Source organism: Mucilaginibacter pineti (assembly GCF_900101875.1).
GTDB lineage: Bacteria > Bacteroidota > Bacteroidia > Sphingobacteriales > Sphingobacteriaceae > Mucilaginibacter > Mucilaginibacter pineti.
Genome location: NZ_FNAI01000019.1, coordinates 52,232 through 73,793, shown reverse-complemented (window position 1 = coordinate 73,793; position 21,562 = coordinate 52,232). Strand labels below are relative to the sequence as shown.

General features: G+C 44.7%; 16 protein-coding genes. 14 read left to right on the top strand and 2 right to left on the bottom strand.

Annotated features, from left to right (window positions below):
- Positions 1–35: 35 nt before the first annotated feature.
- Both BLS59_RS27675 and BLS59_RS27670 read left to right on the top strand, forming a co-directional pair.
- Entirely contained in the window at positions 36–545 is a 510-nt protein-coding gene (locus BLS59_RS27675) for a hypothetical protein (RefSeq protein WP_091155948.1), read from the top strand.
- 159 nt (positions 546–704) lie between these two features.
- On the top strand, positions 705–1,094 hold the full coding sequence (locus tag BLS59_RS27670; protein ID WP_091155947.1) for a hypothetical protein: 390 nt from the start codon (positions 705–707) through the stop codon (positions 1,092–1,094).
- Between the two features lie 3 nt (positions 1,095–1,097).
- Here BLS59_RS27670 and BLS59_RS27665 read toward each other — a convergent pair whose 3' ends face one another.
- Complete coding sequence (locus BLS59_RS27665) at positions 1,098–1,541, bottom strand: DUF1569 domain-containing protein (RefSeq protein WP_091155944.1); 444 nt, start codon at positions 1,539–1,541, stop codon at positions 1,098–1,100.
- 204 nt (positions 1,542–1,745) lie between these two features.
- Here BLS59_RS27665 and BLS59_RS27660 point away from each other — a divergent pair, with 204 nt between their 5' ends.
- The 3 genes from BLS59_RS27660 (at position 1,746) to BLS59_RS27650 (ending at position 4,969) form a co-directional block, all read left to right on the top strand.
- The gene (locus BLS59_RS27660; protein WP_091155940.1) at positions 1,746–3,053 is read left to right on the top strand and encodes a DUF3472 domain-containing protein; all 1,308 of its coding nucleotides are present in this window, start codon (positions 1,746–1,748) and stop codon (positions 3,051–3,053) included.
- A 222-nt stretch (positions 3,054–3,275) separates the two neighbouring features.
- Complete coding sequence (locus BLS59_RS27655) at positions 3,276–3,920, top strand: collagen-like protein (RefSeq protein ID WP_091155937.1); 645 nt, start codon at positions 3,276–3,278, stop codon at positions 3,918–3,920.
- Between the two features lie 11 nt (positions 3,921–3,931).
- Positions 3,932–4,969 carry a hypothetical protein gene (locus BLS59_RS27650; RefSeq protein WP_091155933.1) on the top strand — a complete coding sequence of 346 codons (1,038 nt, stop codon included), beginning with the start codon at positions 3,932–3,934 and terminating at the stop codon, positions 4,967–4,969.
- Between the two features lie 103 nt (positions 4,970–5,072).
- Here the strand turns inward: BLS59_RS27650 and BLS59_RS27645 are convergent, their stop codons facing one another.
- Entirely contained in the window at positions 5,073–5,780 is a 708-nt protein-coding gene (locus BLS59_RS27645; protein ID WP_091155929.1) for a FadR/GntR family transcriptional regulator, read from the bottom strand.
- 176 nt (positions 5,781–5,956) lie between these two features.
- Between BLS59_RS27645 and BLS59_RS27640 the strand changes: the two genes are divergently transcribed.
- Genes BLS59_RS27640 through BLS59_RS27600 form a run of 9 tightly spaced genes read left to right on the top strand, consistent with a single transcriptional unit; the run spans position 5,957 to position 21,285 of the window.
- The gene (locus BLS59_RS27640) at positions 5,957–9,256 is read left to right on the top strand and encodes a SusC/RagA family TonB-linked outer membrane protein (RefSeq protein ID WP_091155926.1); all 3,300 of its coding nucleotides are present in this window, start codon (positions 5,957–5,959) and stop codon (positions 9,254–9,256) included.
- An 18-nt stretch (positions 9,257–9,274) separates the two neighbouring features.
- Positions 9,275–10,819, top strand: coding sequence for a SusD family outer membrane lipoprotein NanU (gene nanU, locus BLS59_RS27635; RefSeq protein ID WP_091155923.1), 1,545 nt, complete (start codon positions 9,275–9,277; stop codon positions 10,817–10,819).
- A gap of 58 nt (positions 10,820–10,877) precedes the next feature.
- Positions 10,878–11,816, top strand: a complete 939-nt coding sequence (locus tag BLS59_RS27630) for a dihydrodipicolinate synthase family protein (protein ID WP_091156140.1) — start codon at positions 10,878–10,880, stop codon at positions 11,814–11,816.
- A gap of 29 nt (positions 11,817–11,845) precedes the next feature.
- Positions 11,846–13,012: a kelch repeat-containing protein gene (locus BLS59_RS27625; protein ID WP_162842796.1), complete on the top strand. Its 1,167-nt coding sequence runs from the start codon at positions 11,846–11,848 to the stop codon at positions 13,010–13,012.
- Positions 13,009–14,241, top strand: a complete 1,233-nt coding sequence (locus BLS59_RS27620; RefSeq protein ID WP_091155916.1) for an MFS transporter — start codon at positions 13,009–13,011, stop codon at positions 14,239–14,241. The genes BLS59_RS27625 and BLS59_RS27620 overlap by 4 nt, the downstream gene beginning before the upstream one ends.
- Positions 14,242–14,269: 28 nt before the next feature.
- A complete protein-coding gene (locus BLS59_RS27615; protein ID WP_091155912.1) occupies positions 14,270–16,378 on the top strand; it encodes a GDSL-type esterase/lipase family protein in 2,109 nt (702 codons plus the stop codon).
- Positions 16,379–16,389: 11 nt separating this feature from the next.
- Positions 16,390–17,568: an AGE family epimerase/isomerase gene (locus BLS59_RS27610; RefSeq protein WP_091155910.1), complete on the top strand. Its 1,179-nt coding sequence runs from the start codon at positions 16,390–16,392 to the stop codon at positions 17,566–17,568.
- A gap of 2 nt (positions 17,569–17,570) precedes the next feature.
- Positions 17,571–18,734, top strand: coding sequence for a sialidase family protein (locus BLS59_RS27605; RefSeq protein ID WP_091156135.1), 1,164 nt, complete (start codon positions 17,571–17,573; stop codon positions 18,732–18,734).
- Entirely contained in the window at positions 18,724–21,285 is a 2,562-nt protein-coding gene (locus BLS59_RS27600) for a family 20 glycosylhydrolase (RefSeq protein WP_091155906.1), read from the top strand. Before BLS59_RS27605 ends, BLS59_RS27600 begins: the two co-directional genes overlap by 11 nt.
- Positions 21,286–21,562: the final 277 nt, after the last annotated feature.

Below are 21,562 nucleotides of genomic sequence, written 5' to 3'. Positions count from 1 at the left end.
CTTTATCGCAATTGTATTTGAAGTAGCTGTTACCAATGAAATCAACATTAAAAAGCAACCTGAGCCTTTGCGCCGGTGTGATACTGGCCCTAACCTTTTTTTCCTGTAAAAAAGTAACTATTACCACAAGAGAAATAGATCCTAACACCGGCAAAACCATTACGCCTGTTGATACCACTACTACTACTACTGTTACCGATCCTACTTCTATTGTTGGCAAATGGACGCTCATCAGCGATTCTGTAACGGTGGAAGGCAATTATACAGTTAATGGGGAGATTCCGGTTACGGGAAACCTTCCGGCAGCAGATGGGGATTACTTTGAATTTATGGCCAACGGCGATTTTCAGGAAGTATGGTACGGTATGGCCTACCCTTATCCCTGCACCTATAAATTATCTGCCGCTAATGTGCTAACTACCAACAACGCTTACGCCCCTTTAACCAATGCCACCGTGACTATAAGCGCGCATAGCCTGGTAATTACCGGTAAAAACTCAAGCGCTACAGGTTCAACAACCTCTATTTTTTATTTAAAGCGATAAAACCCGGCTAACATTTGAAAATATGGATGTAATTGCCAAGTTTTGAGCCAATCATATTTTCAAAAATTGTTATGAAACCGTCATGAGCTACCGCTCACAAACGGGAATGTATAAACCCGCTCATGATAGCTTCATCACCATAAAAAACAAATTATATAGATGAGAATTACGGCGTTAATTTCCCGCATACTGCTTGGCTTTTTATACCTCGTGTTCGGGCTCGATTACTTTTTGCATTTTATCCCTTACCAGCCATTACACACCGGCGCCGCGGGTGCTTTTATAGCCGGGTTAAAGGGTACGGGCTACTTTTACCCTATGCAAAAGGTAATACAGATAACCTGCGGTTTATCGTTGTTATTCAACAGGTATCCGGCATTTTCGGCGGTGGTGCTTTTTCCTATCAGCTTAAATGTATTGCTGTTTCACACTTTCCTGGTGCCTTCGGGCTGGTTAATGGGCGTTACACTGGTTGTACCTAACCTGCTTTTGGGGTACGCCTACCGTAAATACTATGCCGGTATGTTTACCGCGCAGCCTGTTGCGTAAAACTCAAACATTAAACTGCCTTAAATGATGGTCGGCATGTTTATAGGCTAAGTGGCCTATCTGCTCTTTGGTCATTTTGCCAAAGAAAGGGTGTACAAAATCAGGGTTCGAAAAATTGACGTGCCCGTTAATAAATGTGATCCATTTTGCTTTTTCGGCAGCAACATCTCCGTTTTCTCTGATTACCAATTGCGGTATTGTGGGCGAATTGCGGCCCATTGGCTTTTCATCTTTCAACAGGTTTTTCAGGGCCAGTTTGCCAAACAGCTTGCCAATAAAGGCTTGTTTATAAACCGGTTTACCTAAAATCATTTCTTCCCATAAATTGCAGTGCTTTACCATTTGGTAAACATTCATTTTGCCCCACTGCGCGGTGCTTGCATTAGTAAGTGCATTAATACGGCCAATTAGTTCATCGCTTGTCGCCTGGTCAAATATTGATTTCATACTGCAGCTTAGGTGGTTTATAAAACTAAGATAATTAATACATCTCCATTTTAATAAGATAAACAAGGTTATAAAAAGCAAGTGGCTTGGTAAAATGCCGTAATTTCCTATTAATCAAACGTTTGCGTAGAAATAAAATGATTTTGCTGATGGCGGTTCGTTAAATTTATTAATATAAAATTAAATAATCTAACCAAACAACAAATGAGAAAAACAGCTTTAATTGCGGCAGTTTCGTTAATTGCCCTTTCCATCAGTTTAAATTCCTGTAAAAAGGAAAATGCGCCGACTGTACCTGTGGGAGATGCGATCAGATCGTTTCCTGTAAGTGTAGTGCCCGACACTATTTTATTAAGAAATGCCTATGGCGTACCCGACGAAAATTCTGTTGATATAAGCAGTACGGGAATTGGCAACTGGACAAATAATGCCGATATACCCCGGGTGTACGTCACCTTTAACCAAACGGGTACCATCGCTACCAAATTACTGGCTAAATCTCCGGATGGGCCGGGTGTTGTCACCATTTATTATGATGGCCAGATAGTTGATGTTAACGTGCCCCAAAGCAATAGTTACCAGGCTATAACAGTTGGTAATTTAAATGTGCCAAGCACGGGCATCAAATACTTTCAGATAAAAGGAAAAACAAAACCGGGCGGTTACTATGCCGATGTACAAGCGCTCATTATATCGGGCACACCGGCTACTACCGCCTATTATAATAAATCAACTTACCGTACCTGCCCGGCTATACATGTGGGGTACAGCATTCCATCGGGTAACGTAGCTTCATGGTTTTATAATGAAATTAAAGTATCTACCGGGAGCGATCTGGTAAACACCTTTTTTATGGCCAATGGCTTTTACGGAGGCTATTTCGGTATACAGGTTAACAGCCCTACAGAGCGCCGCATAATTTTCTCGGTATTTAGCGATTATGACGGGAACGACCCTAACCAGGTACCGGCAGATTACGCAGTAAGACTTGTATCAAAAGGCAGCCTGGTAACTACCGAAGAGGTATTTGGTAATGAAGGAACCGGCAGGCATGCCATTGCCACCTATTCCTGGGCGGCAAACACTACCTATAAGTTTTTAGTGCACTCGGTGCCCGATGCCGGAGGAGTTACCTATACCGGTTTTATTTATCTAAACAATCAATGGAAACTGATGGCTAAGTATTACAAACCAATCAGTACCTATAATATGGATGGGCTTTACTCCTTTGTTGAAGATTTTGGCGGCGGTTTAAACAGCTATAAAGGCCGTACCATGCTTGCCCAAAACCAATGGATAGTAACCCCAGCCGGATCATGGGTACAATTGAAGAATGGACAATTTACCACTACCACCCATGACGATGTTTTTTCAAGGGTAGATTACGGCGCAAGCGTAAGCGGTACAGGTTATAGCATGTTTACAGGCGGCTTTGTACCTAAAACAGCAAGCGATTATCAAAACTTTACCTGCAATACCGGCACCCAGCCCGTAGTTACGTTGCCAGAATAATAGAAGGAATGATTGGTTAAAACCGGTGATAATTTAATGATCACGAAAAGCGGATGGGGAAACTCATTCGCTTTTTTCGTTAACACTAACTGCCAATACCAAACCTTCCCTAAGCCAAACTATATGGTTTATCCGGCTAAACGGCCTGCTCGCTCATTATCGTAAAATAGCTTGCGGCATCTGTTTAAATTGGTTTCATACTTCAACAAATATCAATGAACCATGAAAAAACAGATCTGCAATTTAGTTTTTATACTGGCGATGGCCACTTTTGCCGCCAGCTGCGGTAAGGACGGTGCGGTTGGTCCGCAAGGCGATAAGGGTGAACAAGGTGTTAAAGGCACAACAGGTGATACCGGCGTTGCCGGCCCTAAAGGCGCCACCGGCAATGCCAATGTTAAGATAGATACCTTCACGGTTAAAAACGAGGCCTGGCTTTATAATTCAACTTATTACGTGGCCACAGCTCCCAATACATCAAGCGGGTACTTTAGCCGGTATTACGACAGGGCCAACACCCTGCTTACCCAAAGTTTTTTAAACGACAACGGTATTGTGATGGTTTACTATCAATCAACCCCCGGTTTTTATAAAGATCAATGGCTTCCGTTACCTTACTCATTTTATAACGGTATTGGAAAATATGCCCTGAATTTTGCCTATCAAACAGATGTAGGCAAAGTACGGCTGCATTTCTTTTTTTCGAACGCCGCAACTACTTCGCCACAGTTAAATACCTACAACATACCAACCTTAAGGTTTAAGGTTGTGGCTTTAACGGGTACCATTGTTACCGGCATGAAAAAGAGCAATATCAACCTAAATAGCTACACCGATGTTAGCAATTACCTTAATCTCAAACAGTAGATAGCTCAACCATGAAAAACCATATAAAACCAATCCTTTTTGGCCTTGCAACTGCCATACTGTTGAGCCACTTAAGCGTTAACGCCCAAATAGTGCGCAAGCCGGTTGTAATAAACAGCGAAAAGCTAAAACAGTCGCAGGTGATGGTAATACCGCCGCCGGCACTGCTGTCGCCGGTTGATAATACCGATTTTAGCAAGCCCATAAACTTTATGGGTACCGGTGTTGCCGGCTCAACGGTAACGGTACACATTACTCCTGTATCGCAGGGTGGGGATAAACCGCGGCAGGCCATTGTTATCGGGCATCAAAGTCCTTATTTGCCGCAAAACTATACTGTTACCACAAATGATAAAGGCGCCTGGGCATTACCAAATATCACCGTGAAATTTCCGGATAATGCCAGGCAAAGGCGCATCCAGGTGTTAACAGGGCAGCAGGTTGGCAATAGTGCCTCAATGGCCAAGGTAAAAGAGTTTAAAATCCCCGATAATTTAAAGATGATTGTTGCGGGTACTGTTAACATAAATAAAAAATATACGCTCACCATTCACCTTAACAGTATTGAAACTGATCATCCCCAGCAAGCCGTAAAATTGGGCCTAAGCCAGTGGACAGATGTTTACGTGAACGGACAAACCATCGCCAACCAAACATCCGAATCGCAGGAAGTGGTTTGCTGGTGGGTTGGTGTGTGCCAGCAGCCCAGGGTGTTTGCAGGTAAAACCAATATGGATTCGGGTCGCTCGTTCAGTTTATCGGCAAATGATATCAACAACTCCTCAAACCCGGCCATTATAGATATCTGGACAAAGTACATAGCTGCCTATTCCATGCAAAAGGTTGACCTTGTAAATATCATTGCACCACAAACCCTTTTCAATAAAAAAACAGTACATCTGGAAAACGATAAAGGTATTCAGCATGATAAGGTGCTGGTGAAAGATGTAATAGCCTGCAGCAACAGCACCATGGAGAAAACTATTTTTGTGAATTTTAACGATTGGGTATACAGTATGAACTATACCATAACCGCAAAGGCTCAATAATTTAATTGGGGGATTAAATGTAGTAATGTGTGTAAAAGCCTGCAATTTGTGATTTGCAGGCTTTTTTATTGTTCATCCCTGGTTATTCGGCATGCGCTGCGCTTTACTCAAATAACCGCGCGAAATGGTTTTCCAGGTGATTACGCATCCCGTTCCTGAGCATTTCTGCCGATCCTTTTTCCATCAGATCGATCAATCCCGCGTGCGAAACAAATTTTTTGAGCTTAACAGGTTTTTTAAGCAAACCGCTTTGGTGCACGTAATCAAATACCGGCAGCAGCAATTTCTGAAATTTGCGCAGGGTTTCGTTGCCGGTAATATCGTATAGCTTTCCGTGAAATTTTATTTCCTGCTCTACATCAAATATGGCTGCTTCTGCTTTAGCAGGCTCCACGGCCACTATCGATCTAAGTTCTGCTATATCCTGGGGGGTTATGCGTTCTATAATAAAATCCGCTATTCCAATTTCCAGCGCAAGGCGCATTTCAAAGATCTCTTTTAGCGTAACGGTATCCAATATTTGCGGATTCATGCTTTTTTCCAGTACCGATACCAGGTCTGGACTGGTAAGTACCGCACCTCGTTTTTTCCTTGAATCAATAAGGCCCATTAACCGCAGCCTCAACAGAGCCTCCCTAATCACCGTTCGGCTTACACCCAGGGATACGGAGAGTTCCAGCTCTTTTGGTATGGAATCGCCCACCTTAAAGTTTTTTTCAATAAAAAACTCTATCAGGTTTTTTTCAACCCTGTCTACCAGCGAACTGGTATCTACATTTTTAATGTTTTTGATGAGGCCGTTATTGTTCATATTTCTCTTGATGCAAACATACAAATAGCTGTCAATAATTATCAAAATTCTGTAAGTGTATTCCTAACACTCAGATAATCAAATGAAAAATATATCCCGATTTATTTTGTGAATATAAAATATAATTTCCTATAATTGTATTATGTATGACATAATACAAAACTAATCAATTTAAAATGAACCGAAATTTTACCCCTCACCGGGCTTTGCTTACTGTAATTTGCTTATTGCTTTTTACGTTTGCACAGGCCCAAACCAAAAAGATCAGCGGGCAGGTCATCGCTGACGACGATCATGGCCCGCTGCCGGGCGTAAGTGTTACCATTAAAGGCACTAACAAAGGCGGGCCAACTCTTGCTAACGGTAGCTATACCATTGATGCATCGGCCAATGATGTATTGGTGTTCAGCTTTTTGGGTTATACCACCCGCGAGATAAAAGTTGGCGAGCAAATAGTAATTAACGTAGCCCTTAAACCCGATAACAAGGCGCTTAATGAAGTTGTGGTAATAGGGTACGGCACGCAATCGCGTAAAAACGTAACCAGTGCCATTGCTACTTTAGACAATAAAGTGCTGGCAACCGCACCCCGGGCAAATATCGGGAGCGCCCTGCAGGGAACAGTATCTGGCTTACAGGTAGTGAATGCCAGCGGTGCGCCGGGAGCAACTCCGCTAATCGTGCTGAGGGGCGGGGCATCAATAAATAGTCCGGGAGCGCCGTTGGTAATTGTTGACGGGGTTATCCGCGCCTACAATGATATCCCGGCCGATGATATTGCTTCAATAGACATTTTAAAAGATGCGGCCTCAACCGCAATATATGGTGCAAGGGCCAACAATGGCGTAATACTGATAACCACCAAGCAAGGTAAATCTGGCGTAGCGCAAATAACTTATAAGTTTACCCAGGGCTTTAACCAGCAACGGCCGGGCTACAAGTATATGAATGCCGGCGATTATATTTATTATAACCGCCTGGGCAACGTAAACTCGGGCAGGACCCTGGCGCAGATCAACGCTACCCGCGGATATGGATTACTGACCGATGCCGCAAACCTTGCTTCATTTGATATCAAGGCCGAAACACCGGCAAATGTTGGTCTTTTATCACAAGGCTGGCAAGATCTGGACGATCCGGCAAATCCTGGCAGTAAGATCATTTATAAAGACCACAGCAAGGAAGTGGAAAATGTGTTGTTCAGAAATACCCGCACACAAGACCATTATCTGAGCGCGATGGGCGGCAACGATAAAGGCAAGTACTTTGCCAGTTTAGATTATTATAATGAAGATGGGGTGATAGTAGGATCAAACTACAACCGCTACTCCGGCGATTTTAATGGCTCCTACAAAGTAAAACCAAATGTTGAAGTATTTACCGGTGCAACATTTTCTACCTCGTCGCAATTAGGCGCGCCTGCCGGCGATGTAAATTCACTGTACCGTACTTTGGCTTTATGGCCAACTTTTAACCCATGGCTTGATGCCGCCAAAACGCTGCCTAATCCGGGTAATGCCATCGCCGACGGTAACCCCCTGTACTGGTTGGGTAAATTAAAACGCAGCAACGAGGTAGACAGGATAACCGCCAATGCAGCTGTTAAATGGGATATTACCCCCAACTTGTTTTTAAAAGTATCGGGCAGCGGTTATTTGAACCAGCAGATCAACCAGTCATTTCAACAGGCTACACAAACTTACGCAACGTTGTTTGCCACCCCGCCATCGTATAGCAGTACCAGCAGGGAGGCAATTGCCGGTTATTCCAGAACTTTTCAGCAAACCTATAACGCTATCCTTAATTATTCCAAATCATTTGGCAAGCATGATGTAAGTGCAATGATAGGTACCGAGTATTACGATCAAAAAGCCTTAGGCATACAGGTTGACGGAACAAATGCGCCAACAGACAATATATCCACCGCAAACGCCTCAACGTTATTTGCCGTGGGTGGCAACACCAGTTCGCAGGCCGAAAATCGGATCATTTCAACATTTGCCCGTTTAAATTATGGTTATGATAATAAATACCTTTTAACGTTTGTTTTAAGGGAAGACGGTGTTTCGCAGCTTGCCCCTAATAACCGTATTGGCTATTTCCCCGGTGTGTCTGCAGGATGGAACGTTACCAGGGAAGCCTTCTTTGAAAATTGGGGGTTAAATAAAGTATTCTCTACGCTTAAACCACGGGTGAGTTATGGCTCAAATGGAAATATTGCCGGTTTAGGTAATTATGATGTACAGGGTGTATACGCTGCCCAAACGTTATATAACGGTCAGGGTAGTTTCCTGAATACCGGTTTAACCAACGCCAATTTAAGGTGGGAAAAAAGCCGCACTACAGATATTGGTGCCGATCTGGGCTTTTTTCATGACAGGGTAAGCTTCCTGTTTGATTATTACAACCGCATCACCAGCGACTTGCTAACCAGTTTGCCTTTACCAAGCTACACCGGTTTCTCCAGTATCCAAACCAACCTGGGGACCTTACAAAACAAGGGGTATGAATTTACACTTAAAGCAAATGTAATTAATAACCCAAGCGGCCTGCGGGTTGATGTAGGTGTTAACGCATCTTATGTAAAAAACAAGGTGCTTAAACTGCCTTACAATGGCAACGCCAACAACAGGCAAGGCGGCTTACAGGTTTATGACCCAAAATCGGGCAAGGTTATCTGGGTAGGCGGCATCCAGGAAGGACAGCCTTTAGGCCAGATATATGGTTACAAACAGGTATCTATATTTAAAGATGCGGCAGACGTAGCGGCAACCGCAGGTAACCGCATAGATAATGTAGCCAGCATAACCGGGCCAAACCTGCCCGCAGGAAAAGGCGGACACATAACCCCGGGCGATGTGAACTGGCAGGATGTGGATAAGAACGACACCATCGACTCGCGCGATCAGGTTTACCTGGGCAACATTTATCCTAAATGGACAGGTGGTTTTAACTTAAACGTGGCATACAAAGCCTTCTCTTTTTACTCAAGGTTTGAATATACTTTAGGCAATACCATTTATAATGATCTTGTGGCCCGTACTTTAGGTAACTACCAGGGTACCTTCAACTATATCGACCTGCAAAAACAGGCCTGGTCGCCAACCAATACCAATACCGATATACCAAAGGTTTATTATGCCGATCAGGTAGTAGGATCCAAACAAAACTATACCAGGGGTAATAATGCCTCGGCGGTTTTAAACGGCAATAACTCCAACCTGTATGAAAGCGGCAATTACCTGGCTTGCCGGGAAATTACTTTATCCTATGATTTCTCTAAATCATTGCTTGATAAAACACATTTCCTGTCAAAAATGCGGTTGTTTGCCAGTGCCGAGAATTTGTTCTACATGAAAAAATTTAGTGGCCCTACACCAGAAGCACCGGTATCCAACGGTTCCTTAACGGGTATTTACCAGGGTACTTATCCAACGCCTAAAACATATGTAGTGGGTGTACAAGCCTCATTTTAATTTTAAAAAGTATTTGATATGAAAAAATATTCATTAATCATTTTATCAGGATTGTTTATCCTGATATCAGCAAGCTCCTGCCGTAAGCAGCTTGACCTTGCACCTGTAAGCAGTGTAACGGATGGCAACTTCTGGAAAACTGCCGATCAGTTCGATTCTTTTGTGGCTGGTGTGCATACTCAGTTCAGGTCAAACAATTCTGCTTTCCAGATTCTGGGCGAAATGCGTGCAGATATTTTTGCAACCGATCCCGGTACCAACGGAACTTTTACCGGCGAAGCCACACAAGGTCTGGAACGTTTGTGGACGCAAAACCTAAATCTGGATAACCCCGGTGTAAGTAGTTTTGGCGGTTTTTACAATAACATTAACCAGCTTAACCTGCTCATCAGTAAGTTAAATACCACAACCGTAGTAACCGACGCAAACAAGAACTATTACCTTGGTATAGCATACGGCATGCGTGCGTTTTATTATTACCAGCTGTACCGTACCTGGGGCGGGGTGATCATACAAACCGAACCTACCTCCGGCGCTACGCTTGATATATCCAACCTGGCAAAGGCCGCTTCATCAGCAGCAGATGTAATGACGCTTATTAAGGCCGATATTGACAAATCAATTGCCAGTTTCGGAACAGATTACACTTTCAGGAACCTGAAATCTTACTGGTCAAAATCGGCTACGCTGATGCTCAAAGCCGACGTTTATTTATGGACAGCCAACCGCGGTGGGAGCACTGCAGACGCAACCACCGCCAAAGCTGCCCTTACAGACATTCAAACCAGTGTACCGGCCTTGCAGCTGCTGCCTAAATTCAGCGATGTATTTGCCACAACCACCAAGGGCAATAACGAAATGATATTTGTAAGTCATTACCAGCTTAATGAGGCAACAATGGCTTTCGTTCAGGGTAGTTTTGTGCCGCAAAGCGGGTTGATCTCCAATTTTTACGATTCATTGGCCAATCGCCAGTTTTCGCCAACTACAGATAACTGGGGCGGCTTGCTCAGGGCCCCGGTAAGGATAGCCGCTTTCAGGGAGTTTGATGACAAGGACAGCCGTAAGCTGGCCAGCATACAGCCCGCTTATCAAAAATTAACCGATGGCACATTCAAAATTGCCGGATGTTTTACAGATAAATACCAGGGCGAACAAAACGCGGGTGCCAGGTTAATCACCAATGATTTCCCTATTTACCGTTATGCAGATCTGCTGCTGCTGCTTGCCGAGGCTAAAGTAGTATTGGGCGAATCGCCGGTAACGGAGCTTAACCTGGTAAGGGCAAGGGCCTTTGGCGCCAATTATAATGCCGCCAGCCAGGGTTTCCCTAATCAAACGGTAGATGCCAACCCAAGAGAAGCCATTTTACAGGAACGCTTTTTTGAGTTTGTATTCGAAGGAAAGCGCTGGTATGACCTGCGCAGGGCGGGCGATAGCTATGTATTTGAACATACTACTTTGCCGGCATCACAGGCCTACGCACTGTTATGGCCGGTTGACCGTACCACGTTAACCAATAACAGGCTGCTGTCGCAAACCCCCGGTTACGCTGCTTTTTAACAAATAATATTATTTAAGCGGGAGCATGATCTCCCGCTTATTTACCTATAAAACTTATATGAAAATTGAACATCTACAAGGATTGATCAGCGCTCCCTTTTCGCCATTAAATGCGGAGGGCGAGCTTGACCTGGATATTATCCCTGCCTATTACGCATTTTTAAAACATAACGGTGTTACCGGCGCGTTCATCAACGGTTCAACCGGCGAGGGCGTTTCCCTAACCCTGAACGAAAAGAAACTGATTGCCGAAGCTTGGGCCAAAGCATCCAACCACGATCCGGATTTTAAGGTGATGGCCTTTTTAGGTGGTACCTGCCTGGCCGATTGCATTGATCTGGCCCGCCACGCGCAAGCGGCGGGTTTATATGCTGTTTCGTTAACGTCGCCATTTTACTTTAAACCGGCAAATGTGGGTATGCTGGCAGAGAGCTGTATTGCGGTAGCATCGGCAGTGCCGGATATGCCATTTTATTATTACCATATCCCGGTATTAACGGGGGGCAATTTCTCCATGTTTGAGCTGTTAAAGGCATTGGATGGTAAAATTGATAACCTGGCCGGCATTAAATATACCCACGAGGATTTTATGGACTTTCAAAGCTGCATCAGCTTTAAAAACGGTAAATACGATATGCTTTGGGGCCGCGATGAAAATATGCTTTCGGCCCTGGCGCTGGGTACAAAAGGTGCGGTTGGCAGCACATTTAACTATGCCGCCCCCTTGTATCATGAAATGATAGCTGCTTTTGATAATAATAACTTCGGCAAAGCGCAGCAGCTCCAGCAAAAGTCAATAGATATGATTAGGCTGCTGGGTAAATATGGCGGGATTGCTACGGGCAAGGCTTATATGAAACTGGTTGGCGTTAATTGCGGCGAATTTAGGCTGCCCGTTGCCAATATGACTGTAGATCAGTTTGAAAGCTTTAAATTAGACGTTTCCGAACTGGGTTTTGACGATTTCAGATCGACAGCACCCGCTGCAAACCTTTAAAAATGAAATTTGTAACCTATCTACTTTTAATGACAAGCAGCATCGCGTTTACGCCGGGTCATCTTATGGCGCAAGGTAAAAGTTCCGGAAAAATAGTATGGTCGGTACCGTCGCAAATACCTGCGGCACCGGGTATGGATAAGCAGTTAGGGTTGGCCGGTGTTTTTACCGGCCAAAGTAATGGCGTTTTAATTGTTGCAGGCGGCTCAAACTTTGCCGATGGCGCTATGCCCTGGCAGGGTGGTAAAAAGCTCCATTATGATGATGTTTATGTGCTACAAAAAACAAAAGGCGATAGTTTTACCTGGCTTAAACCTCAAACAAACCACCTGTTGCAAAAGATAGCTTACGGAACAAGTACAACTATACCCCAGGGTATTGTATGTGCAGGCGGAGAAACTGAAACAGAACCCGGCAGCACAAATGCTTTTATAATGAGCTGGGATAGTAATAAACAGGATGTTGTTTTTACAGCGCTGCCATCGCTGCCAATACCCCTGGCCAATGCTTGCATGAGCAGTATTGGGCAGGTGATCTATTTAATTGGCGGCGAGTGTGGAGGCAAGCCATCGGCCAAATGCTTTATGCTTAACCTGGCCGGTAAAGATCCGCGGTGGAAGGTGTTGCCAGCTTTGCCTGTTGCTATGTCACATTCGGTAGCTGTTACGCAATCCAACGGAAAATACCCTTGTATTTATGTTATTGGCGGCCGTAGCGCTACAGCGTCGGGCATAAGTGATTTGCATGGTTACACGTTTTGTTATGATCCGTTGTATAATAAATGGATTAAGCTGGGCGGCGTGGGTGATGGCAAACACACCACCAATATTTCGGCGGCAACCGCAGTAACTATCGGTACACAGGAGATACTGTTGATAGGCGGCGATAAAGGGAATGTTTTTCACCAGATAGAAACGTACAACGCGCTTATAGCCAAGGCTGCTACTGAACAAGAAAAACAAACATTACAACAGCAAAAACTGGTGCTGCTGAATAACCATCAGGGTTTTAGTAAGGATGTTTACCTGTTTAATACCGTTAAACACTCCTGGAAAAAAGTTGGTGAGCTGCCTTTTTACGGACAGGTAACCACTACCGCCGTAAAGTGGAATAATGAAATTTTTATTCCCGGCGGTGAAATTAAACCAGGCGTTCGTACGGCAGCCATCAGCATGGGAAAACTCAATATCAAATGAAAAACGGAAAAAACTATCCCTGGATATTGGTTGGCCTGTTGTGGGTAGTAGCCCTGCTCAATTATATGGACAGGCAAATGCTATCGGTAATGAAGCCTGCTATGCAAATTGATATTGCCGAGCTTAAATCGGCTACCAATTTTGGTTACCTGATGGCGGTATTCCTTTGGATCTATGGCCTCATGAGCCCCATTTCGGGTATCATCGCCGATAGGCTAAACCGTAAATGGTTAATTGTTTACAGCCTATTCGTTTGGTCGGGCGTAACGTTTGCAATGGGTTATGCCGCCACGTTTAACCAGCTTTATATTTTACGTGCTATTATGGGTGTTAGCGAGGCCCTGTATATTCCCGCAGGGCTGTCGCTGATCGCAGATTTTCATACTACAAAGTCCAGGTCACTTGCAGTTGGGGTACATATGACGGGTTTGTATGTGGGGCAGGCATTGGGTGGCTTTGGTGCTACGGCAGCAGCCGCTTTTTCCTGGCAGGCAACGTTTCAATCCTTTGGTGTTGTAGGGATGGTTTATTCAGGCATATTGATCCTGTTTTTAAGGGAGAAAGATAAAAGTGCGGATGCTGTTTCACAAACCGGCAAACCAACAATTGGCCTGTTTAAAGGCCTTGGTACGTTATTAAGTAATAAAGCCTTTTGGGTGATCCTGTTTTACTTCGCGGTTTCCAGTTTACCGGGCTGGGCTACCAAAAACTGGCTGCCTACGCTATTTGCTCAAAACTTGCATATCCCGATGTCAACCGCGGGTCCGCTGTCTACCATAACAATTGCGGCCTCCTCTTTTATTGGCGTAATAGCAGGCGGTTTGCTGTCAGATAAATGGTCGCAGGCCAACAAAAGAGGCAGGGTATTCACGAGTGCTATGGGTTTGGCCTTAACCATTCCGGCGTTGCTGCTTATGGGCTTCGGGCACTCTTTACCCTTTGTTTTGGGTGCTGGGATTTGCTTTGGGTTGGGTTTCGGTATGTTCGATGCTAACAATATGCCCATCCTTTGCCAGTTTGTTTCGGCAAAATACAGGGCAACAGCCTACGGCATTATGAACATGACCGGTGTCTTTTTTGGCGCTTTTATAACTGATAGCTTAGGCAAATCATCAGATGCCGGAAACCTTGGAAGTGATTTTGCTATGCTGGCGGCGGTTGTAATAGTAGCCCTCGCTATACAGCTCTATTTTCTCCGGCCGGTTCATGATGAATATGCAGATGCCTGATTTTATCCAATTCATAAATTTTTAGCAGATGAAGTTTAAGAACATATTCCGGGTAGTACTGCTGATCATTTTAACGATCCCGGTAAAACAGCTTTCGGCTCAAAATAAAATTATTAAGGTAGCCTGCGTTGGTAACTCGGTAACGTATGGGTACGGTCTGGCCAGGCCTGGCCAGGAAAGTTATCCCGCCCAATTGCAAAAGCTATTGGGGACTAATTACAGCGTTTCAAACTTCGGGCATAGCGGTGCTACCTTATTGAAAAATGGACACAACCCCTATTTTAAAACATCCGAGTTTGCCGGTTTAATAGCCTCCAAACCGGATATCGCCATTATTCACCTTGGGCTTAACGATACCGACCCAAGGGACTGGCCCGATTTTAAACAAAGTTTTGAAGCCGACTATGCCTGGCTTATTGATAGCATAAGAAAAGCCAACCCGCATGTGCATATATTTATTTGTAAGCTAAGCCCCATTTTCAGCGGGCACCCGAGGTTTAAATCGGGCACAAGGGAATGGTATGGGCAAATTCAAAACCTGATCCCGCTTATTGCCAAAGCAAATCATACCGGTTTAATGGACTTTCATGAGCCGCTTTATAACCGGCCCAACCTGTTTGCCGATAATTTACACCCGGATAAAGAAGGGGCATTGATATTAGCCCAAGCCGTTTACCACAGACTTACCGGGAATTATGGCGGATTACAATTGCCGGCCGTGTTTACCAATCAAATGGTATTACAGCGCGACCGGCCTATCCCGGTATACGGCAAGGCCAATGCCGGCGAGGTGATCAGTGTTGCGTTTAAAGGAAGTATTGCCAAGGCAAAGGCCAATGAAAATGGCGAATGGGAGGTAATGCTGCCAGCTTCAAAAGCAGGAGGCCCCTTTCAAATGAAGGTTATCGCAAGGGATACCAGTATTACCATCAGCAATATTTTATTGGGCGATGTTTGGCTTTGTGCCGGGCAATCTAATATGTATTTCCCTTTAAACCATTCCGCAGGGGCAGCGGCTGCTATGAAAGCCGCGAGCGGGAATACCAAGCTGCGTTTATATAAGCTCAATTTGCAGACCGAAACAGATGCGGTAGCCTGGGATTCTGTAAGTTTAGCTAAAGCCAACAAACTTGATTTTTTCTCGGGCTCATGGAAAGCTTGCGACAGTAGTTCGGCGGCTGATTTTTCGGCGGTAGCCTATTATTTCGGTCAAAAAATAACCCATGATACAGGAGTACCTATTGGTTTAATTGAAGTGGCCGTTGGCGGTTCGCCAACAGAATCATGGATAGGCCGGTATACGATGGAACATGACAACGAATTGGTTGATATGCTGAACAACTGGCGTACCTCCGATTATGAAATGCAGTTTTGCCGGGACAGGGAGGCCATCAACTTAAAAAATGCTGCCAATCCAAAACAGCGCCATACTTATGAGCCCTGCTATAATTATGAAGCCGCCATTGATCCGCTTACACGTTTCCCGGTAAAGGGTGTGGTATGGTACCAGGGCGAAAGCAACACGCACAACGTTGAATTATATACGCATCTTTTTACAACGCTGGTTAGCAGCTGGCGGCAAAAATGGGGATCTCAATTACCTTTTTACAGCGTACAGCTCTCGGGTATCAACAGGCCTTCGTGGCCGGCTTTCAGGGAGGCCCAGCGCAGGCTGCAAAAAAAGATCCCGGATACACAAATGGCGGTAAGTTTTGATCTGGGTGATTCCTTGAACGTGCATCCCACCAGAAAAAAAGAAATAGGGGAAAGATTGGCCCTGCTGGCAGCGCGTTACACCTATCGGCTGCCTGTTAAAGCCAATGGGCCCGAGCCAGCGATAGCCCGCAAAACCGGTGATCATATTATCGTGTCTTTTGCATTCGCGCAGCAATTAAAAACTACAAACAACAAGCCCCTAATTGGTTTTGAACTGATCAATGATAAAGGGCAAAGCATCATAGCACCGGCAACCATTAAAGGAAACAAGGTGCAGCTCACCGTTCCTGCCGGCGAAAATATTAAAAGTATTAATTATGCCATGCAGCCCTTCAGCAGGGCCAATTTAATTAATGAAGCGGGGTTGCCTGCTTCAACATTTACCATGCAGCTGCATGAAAAGGAAAACGTGTTTTACTAAAATCTAAAGAAATGAGTTATTCTGATACCGACCTCCATACATTAAAAAAATTTTATGAGCAGCAATTGCTGCAGGATACCGTCCCTTTTTGGTTTCCCCGCTCTATTGATGAGCAATATGGCGGTTACCTGTTCATGCGTGACCATGACGGCAGTTTAATTGATGACGACAAGGCCGTGTGGATTCAGGGCAGGGCTGCCTGGCTGCTGGCAACCTTATATAACACCGTAGAAAAACGGCAGGAGTGGTTGGACGGCTCACTTACAGGTATTAATTTTTTACTTGATCATTGTTTTGATACCGATGGGCAAATGTTTTTTCACGTAACCCGTGATGGCAGTCCGATACGTAAGCGGCGTTACTTTTTTTCTGAAACCTTTGCGGTTATTGCTATGGCGGCTTACGCCAAGGCTTCTGGCGATGAGGGCATTGCTCAAAGGGCGAGGGACCTGTTTGGTAAGTGCATTGAGTACGCTACTGTTCCCGGCCTGCTGCCAGCCAAATTTGCGGGAACCCGACCTTCAAAGGGAATTGGTGTGCCTATGATCATGATAAATACGGCCCAGCAATTGCGGGAAACTATAGGCGATGAGCGGTGTGACGTATACATTAGCAAATGGATCAAAGAAATTGAAACCAATTTTGTGAAACATGATATCAAATGCGTAATGGAGCAGGTGGCACCCGATGGCAGCATTATTGACCATATTGACGGGCGTACGTTAACCCCCGGCCATGCTATGGAAGGTGCCTGGTTTATTTTACATGAAGCCAAATACCGAAATAACGATGCACACTTAATTGAACTTGGCTGCACCATGATTGATTATATGTGGGAACGCGGGTGGGATAAAGAACATGGCGGTATCTTATACTATCGTGATGTTTATGATAAACCGGTGCAGGAGTACTGGCAGGATATGAAATTCTGGTGGCCGCATAATGAAGTTATTATAGCAACCTTGCTGGCTTATACCCTCACCGGTAATGAAAAATACGCCCGCTGGCACAAAATGGTGCATGATTATGCTTACAGCAAATTTCATGACCCCGTAAACGGCGAATGGTTTGGCTACCTGCACAAGGATGGCAGCATAGCGCAAACCGCCAAAGGCAATTTATTTAAAGGCCCTTTTCATTTACCGCGCCAGGAATGGTATTGTATGCAGTTATTAAAAGAAGTTATATAACCATGAAAAAATTAATCATTTACCTGTTTATTAACCTGCTTGTTACGTGTGCTTATGCGCAGCAACAGGAGGTAACAGTTTTTAAATCGGGAGCTGAGGGGTACCGGTCTTTCAGGATCCCGGCCATTACCAAAGCTCCTAATGGCAACCTGCTTGCCTTTGCAGAAGGAAGGGTAAACGGCGGCGGCGATTTTGGCAATATCCAGATAGTGCTGAAACGAAGCACCGATGGCGGCAAGCACTGGGGAGCCCTGCAGATTGTAGCATCTAATGATACCCTGCAAACGGGGAACGCAGCCCCGGTAGTTGATCTTACCGATCCGGTATATCCCGGGGGGCGGCTGTTCCTGTTTTATAATACAGGCAACGCCTCCGAAAATATGGTGCGTAAGGGAAAAGGCCTGCGCGAGGTATGGTACAAAACATCAACAGATAATGGTGTAAGCTGGTCGGCCCCGGTAAATATTACGCTGCAGGTACACAAGCCAAAGCAGCCCCAGGTTAACAGTGCTTATAATTTTGCGGCCGACTGGCGCAGTTACGCCAATACCCCAGGCCATGCTATACAACTGGCAGCCGGTAAATACAAAGGCCGTATTTATATAGCAGCCAACCACTCGGCCGGCGAACCGCAGAAGCATTATGCAGATGGTCGGGCTTTTGGTTATTATACAGACGATCATGGCAAAACATTTAAGCTAAGCGATGAGGTTAATATGCCGGGAGCCAATGAAAATATGGCTGTTGAGCTAAGCGGTAATAAATTAATGATGAACATCCGCAACCAGCTGGGTAACATAAAGCAGCGGATCATAGCCCTGAGCAGTAATGGCGGGCAAACCTGGGATACCACTTATTTTGATGCCCATTTGCCCGATCCTGTTTGCCAGGGCAGCATTTTAAATTTGGGTAAAAGCAAGGGTAAAGCAATCCTGGCAGTCTGTAATGATGCCGATACTTTAAACCGGGATAATCTTACCTTGCGCATTAGTTTTGATGAAGGTAAAACCTGGAAACAAAATACTGTTATAGCAAAATCTCCGGCAGGTTATAAGGGCGATTTCAGCGCATACTCAGACCTGGTACCGGTTGATAAAAAGCATATCGGTATATTGTATGAAAAAGATGATTATAAACAAATAGTATTCACCCCATATGGCTGGTAAAAGAATATTTGCTATCTGTTGCTGTTTGCTTATTTGCAGATTGATGGCCGGGGCGCAGGCAAAACTGCCGATTTATCCCGATTCATTGTTCTCTACCTATTACCAGCAACGGGTAACTCATTTTAAAACACTGCCGCAAACCACGGGCGACATTATTTTTTTAGGCAACAGCATTACCGATGGCGCGGAATGGAATGAGCTGTTTGGCGATGATCATATTAAAAACCGGGGTATCAGCGGCGATGTTACCACTGGTGTAATAGCCCGGCTGCCCGAGGTAGCCCGTCGCAGGCCGGCAAAGATCTTTCTGCTGATAGGCGTTAATGACCTTTCACGTAATATTACGCCGGATAGCGTAGTTAAAAATATTATGCTGATTGCCGGTTATCTTCATGAGGCAAGTCCCGCTACAGAGGTATATGTGCAAAGCATTTTACCCGTTAATAAGATCTATAATAAATTTGGCACACATACCGGTAAATCGGCACAAATAGCTGAGATAAATTCAAAGCTGCAGCATATGGCGGTGAGCCATCATTATGTTTACATCAATATTCACGATGCTTTTTGCGGTGCAGATGGCCTGCTTAGGGCCGACCTTACCAACGATGGACTTCATTTAAAAGGAGAGGGCTATTTACTTTGGAAACACCTGCTTTATCCGTATGTGTTTAATTTTCAGCCAAAGCCGGCGTTGCTGCCCCTGCCACAATCCTTAAAATGGATGCCCGGCCTTTTTTCTTTCTATAAATGCAGTACAATAATAGCCGATAAAGGTTTAGTTAATGAAGCTGGCATCCTTGAGCAACTGCTGAAGGCAAATGGCGCGCAATCCATTAGCCGGGATTCGGCGGGGGGTAAACCTTATATCAGACTAACGCTTGCAAAAGTTAAAGCGCCGCAGCACCCGGAAGAGGCCTATCATTTACGTATTACAGAGCGCTATGTTCAAATAACGGCAAATACCTCCCACGGAATTTTCAATGGGATACAAACACTAATGCAATTACTGCGCGATAATGCAGCGCTTGATGCCTGCGATATTACCGATTGGCCGGCCTTTGCCTGGAGAGGCTATATGGTTGATGCCGGTCGTAATTACCAGTCGGTGGAGCTATTGAAGCAACAGATTGCTATCATGGCTTTGTATAAGTTGAATGTATTTCACTTTCACATTACCGAGGATATTGCCTGGCGTTTAGCCATAAAAAAATATCCGCAGCTTACGTTGCCAGAGAATATGCTGCGCGATAAAGGCAGGTTTTACAGCAAACAGGATATCCAGGATTTGCAGCTTTTTTGTAAAGAGCGGCATATTGAGTTTGTACCCGAAATTGATATGCCCGGGCATAGTGAGGCATTTAAAAGAACCTTTCATGTAAGTATGCAAAGTGATACCGGCATCAGTATATTGAAGGATATTATCAGGGAAGTATGTGAAACATACAAACCAGCTTATCTGCACATTGGGGGCGATGAGGTGAAGATAAGTAACCCCGGTTTTTTGCCTGAGATTTGCCGTACGGTTGAAAAATACGGCGTAAAAACTATAGGCTGGAGCCCTGGTGGTAATATACCTGCCAGCACAATAAGGCAGCTGTGGATGGATGAGGGCGCTACAGACAAGGCGCTTAAATATATCGACTCCAGGTATCTGTACCTCAATCATATGGACCCGTTTGAAAGCGTGATAACCCTTTTTTACCGGATGATAGGTAGTGTTCCCGTTGGCAATAACAACGTTTTAGGCGGCGAAATTTGTTTGTGGAATGACAGGGCGGTAAGTAAACAGGAAGATGTTTTAACCATGAACCCGGCATACCCGGCCATGCTTGCCTTTGCCGAGCGCGGCTGGAAAGGTGGAGGCCAGCCCGGTTTAATAGTCACTATTGCATCGGCGGATACAGCAGCGTTAAATAATTTCAGGGAGTTTGAAAACCGGTTGCTGGATCAGAAACAACAGTTTTTTAAAGGATTGCCTTTTCCCTATTACCGGCAGGCCAATATGGAGTGGGCATTTTATGGTCCGTATAAAAATGCCGGCGACGTAACCACGAAATTTAAACCCGAAACCGATACTTCATTTAACGATACCGCATCTTTTACTGCCATTGGGGGTACGTTAATACTAAGGCATTGGTGGTATCCCCAGGTTAAAGGTTTACTTGCCCATCCGCAGGAAAATACAACCTGGTACGCAACTACAAAAATCTGGAGTAATGAGGCGGGTTATAAGGACTGCTGGATTGGTTTTAACAACTTTTCACGCTCATATGACACGGATACACCGGGGCCGGATTCATGGGATAATAAACAAAGCGCGGTATGGGTTAACGGTAACCTCATTAACCCGCCCGCGTGGAAATACGCAGGCCGAAAAGGCAACCTGGAAGCGCCGCTGATTGATGAAGGCTACGAATACCGGCAGCCTGCCCGTATATTATTGAAACAGGGCTGGAACAAAATTTTGGTGAAATTACCGGTTGGTAGTTTTAAAGAGAATGGTTTCGGCAATCCGGTTAAATGGATGTTTACTTTTTTACCCTTTTAATATGACTAAGGCAACTCGTGCCTGCTGATACATGCTGCATTTTCGTCTGTTGGGGTTTACCCCGATCCAAGCAATGGCATTTGTTAAAATTGGGGTTATTGCCCATCAATTTCAGCTATCAAACGTTTGTGTTTCGTTTTAATGAGATTTATTGATTTCAAAATTATAATTTGCGTAAAATTATAAACACAATAGGTTGGCAATAAATAAGCCTTGAAGACCTAAGCTCTTTTAACAAAAAGCGTAGGTCTTCATATAAACGGTCGACCCTCATTTC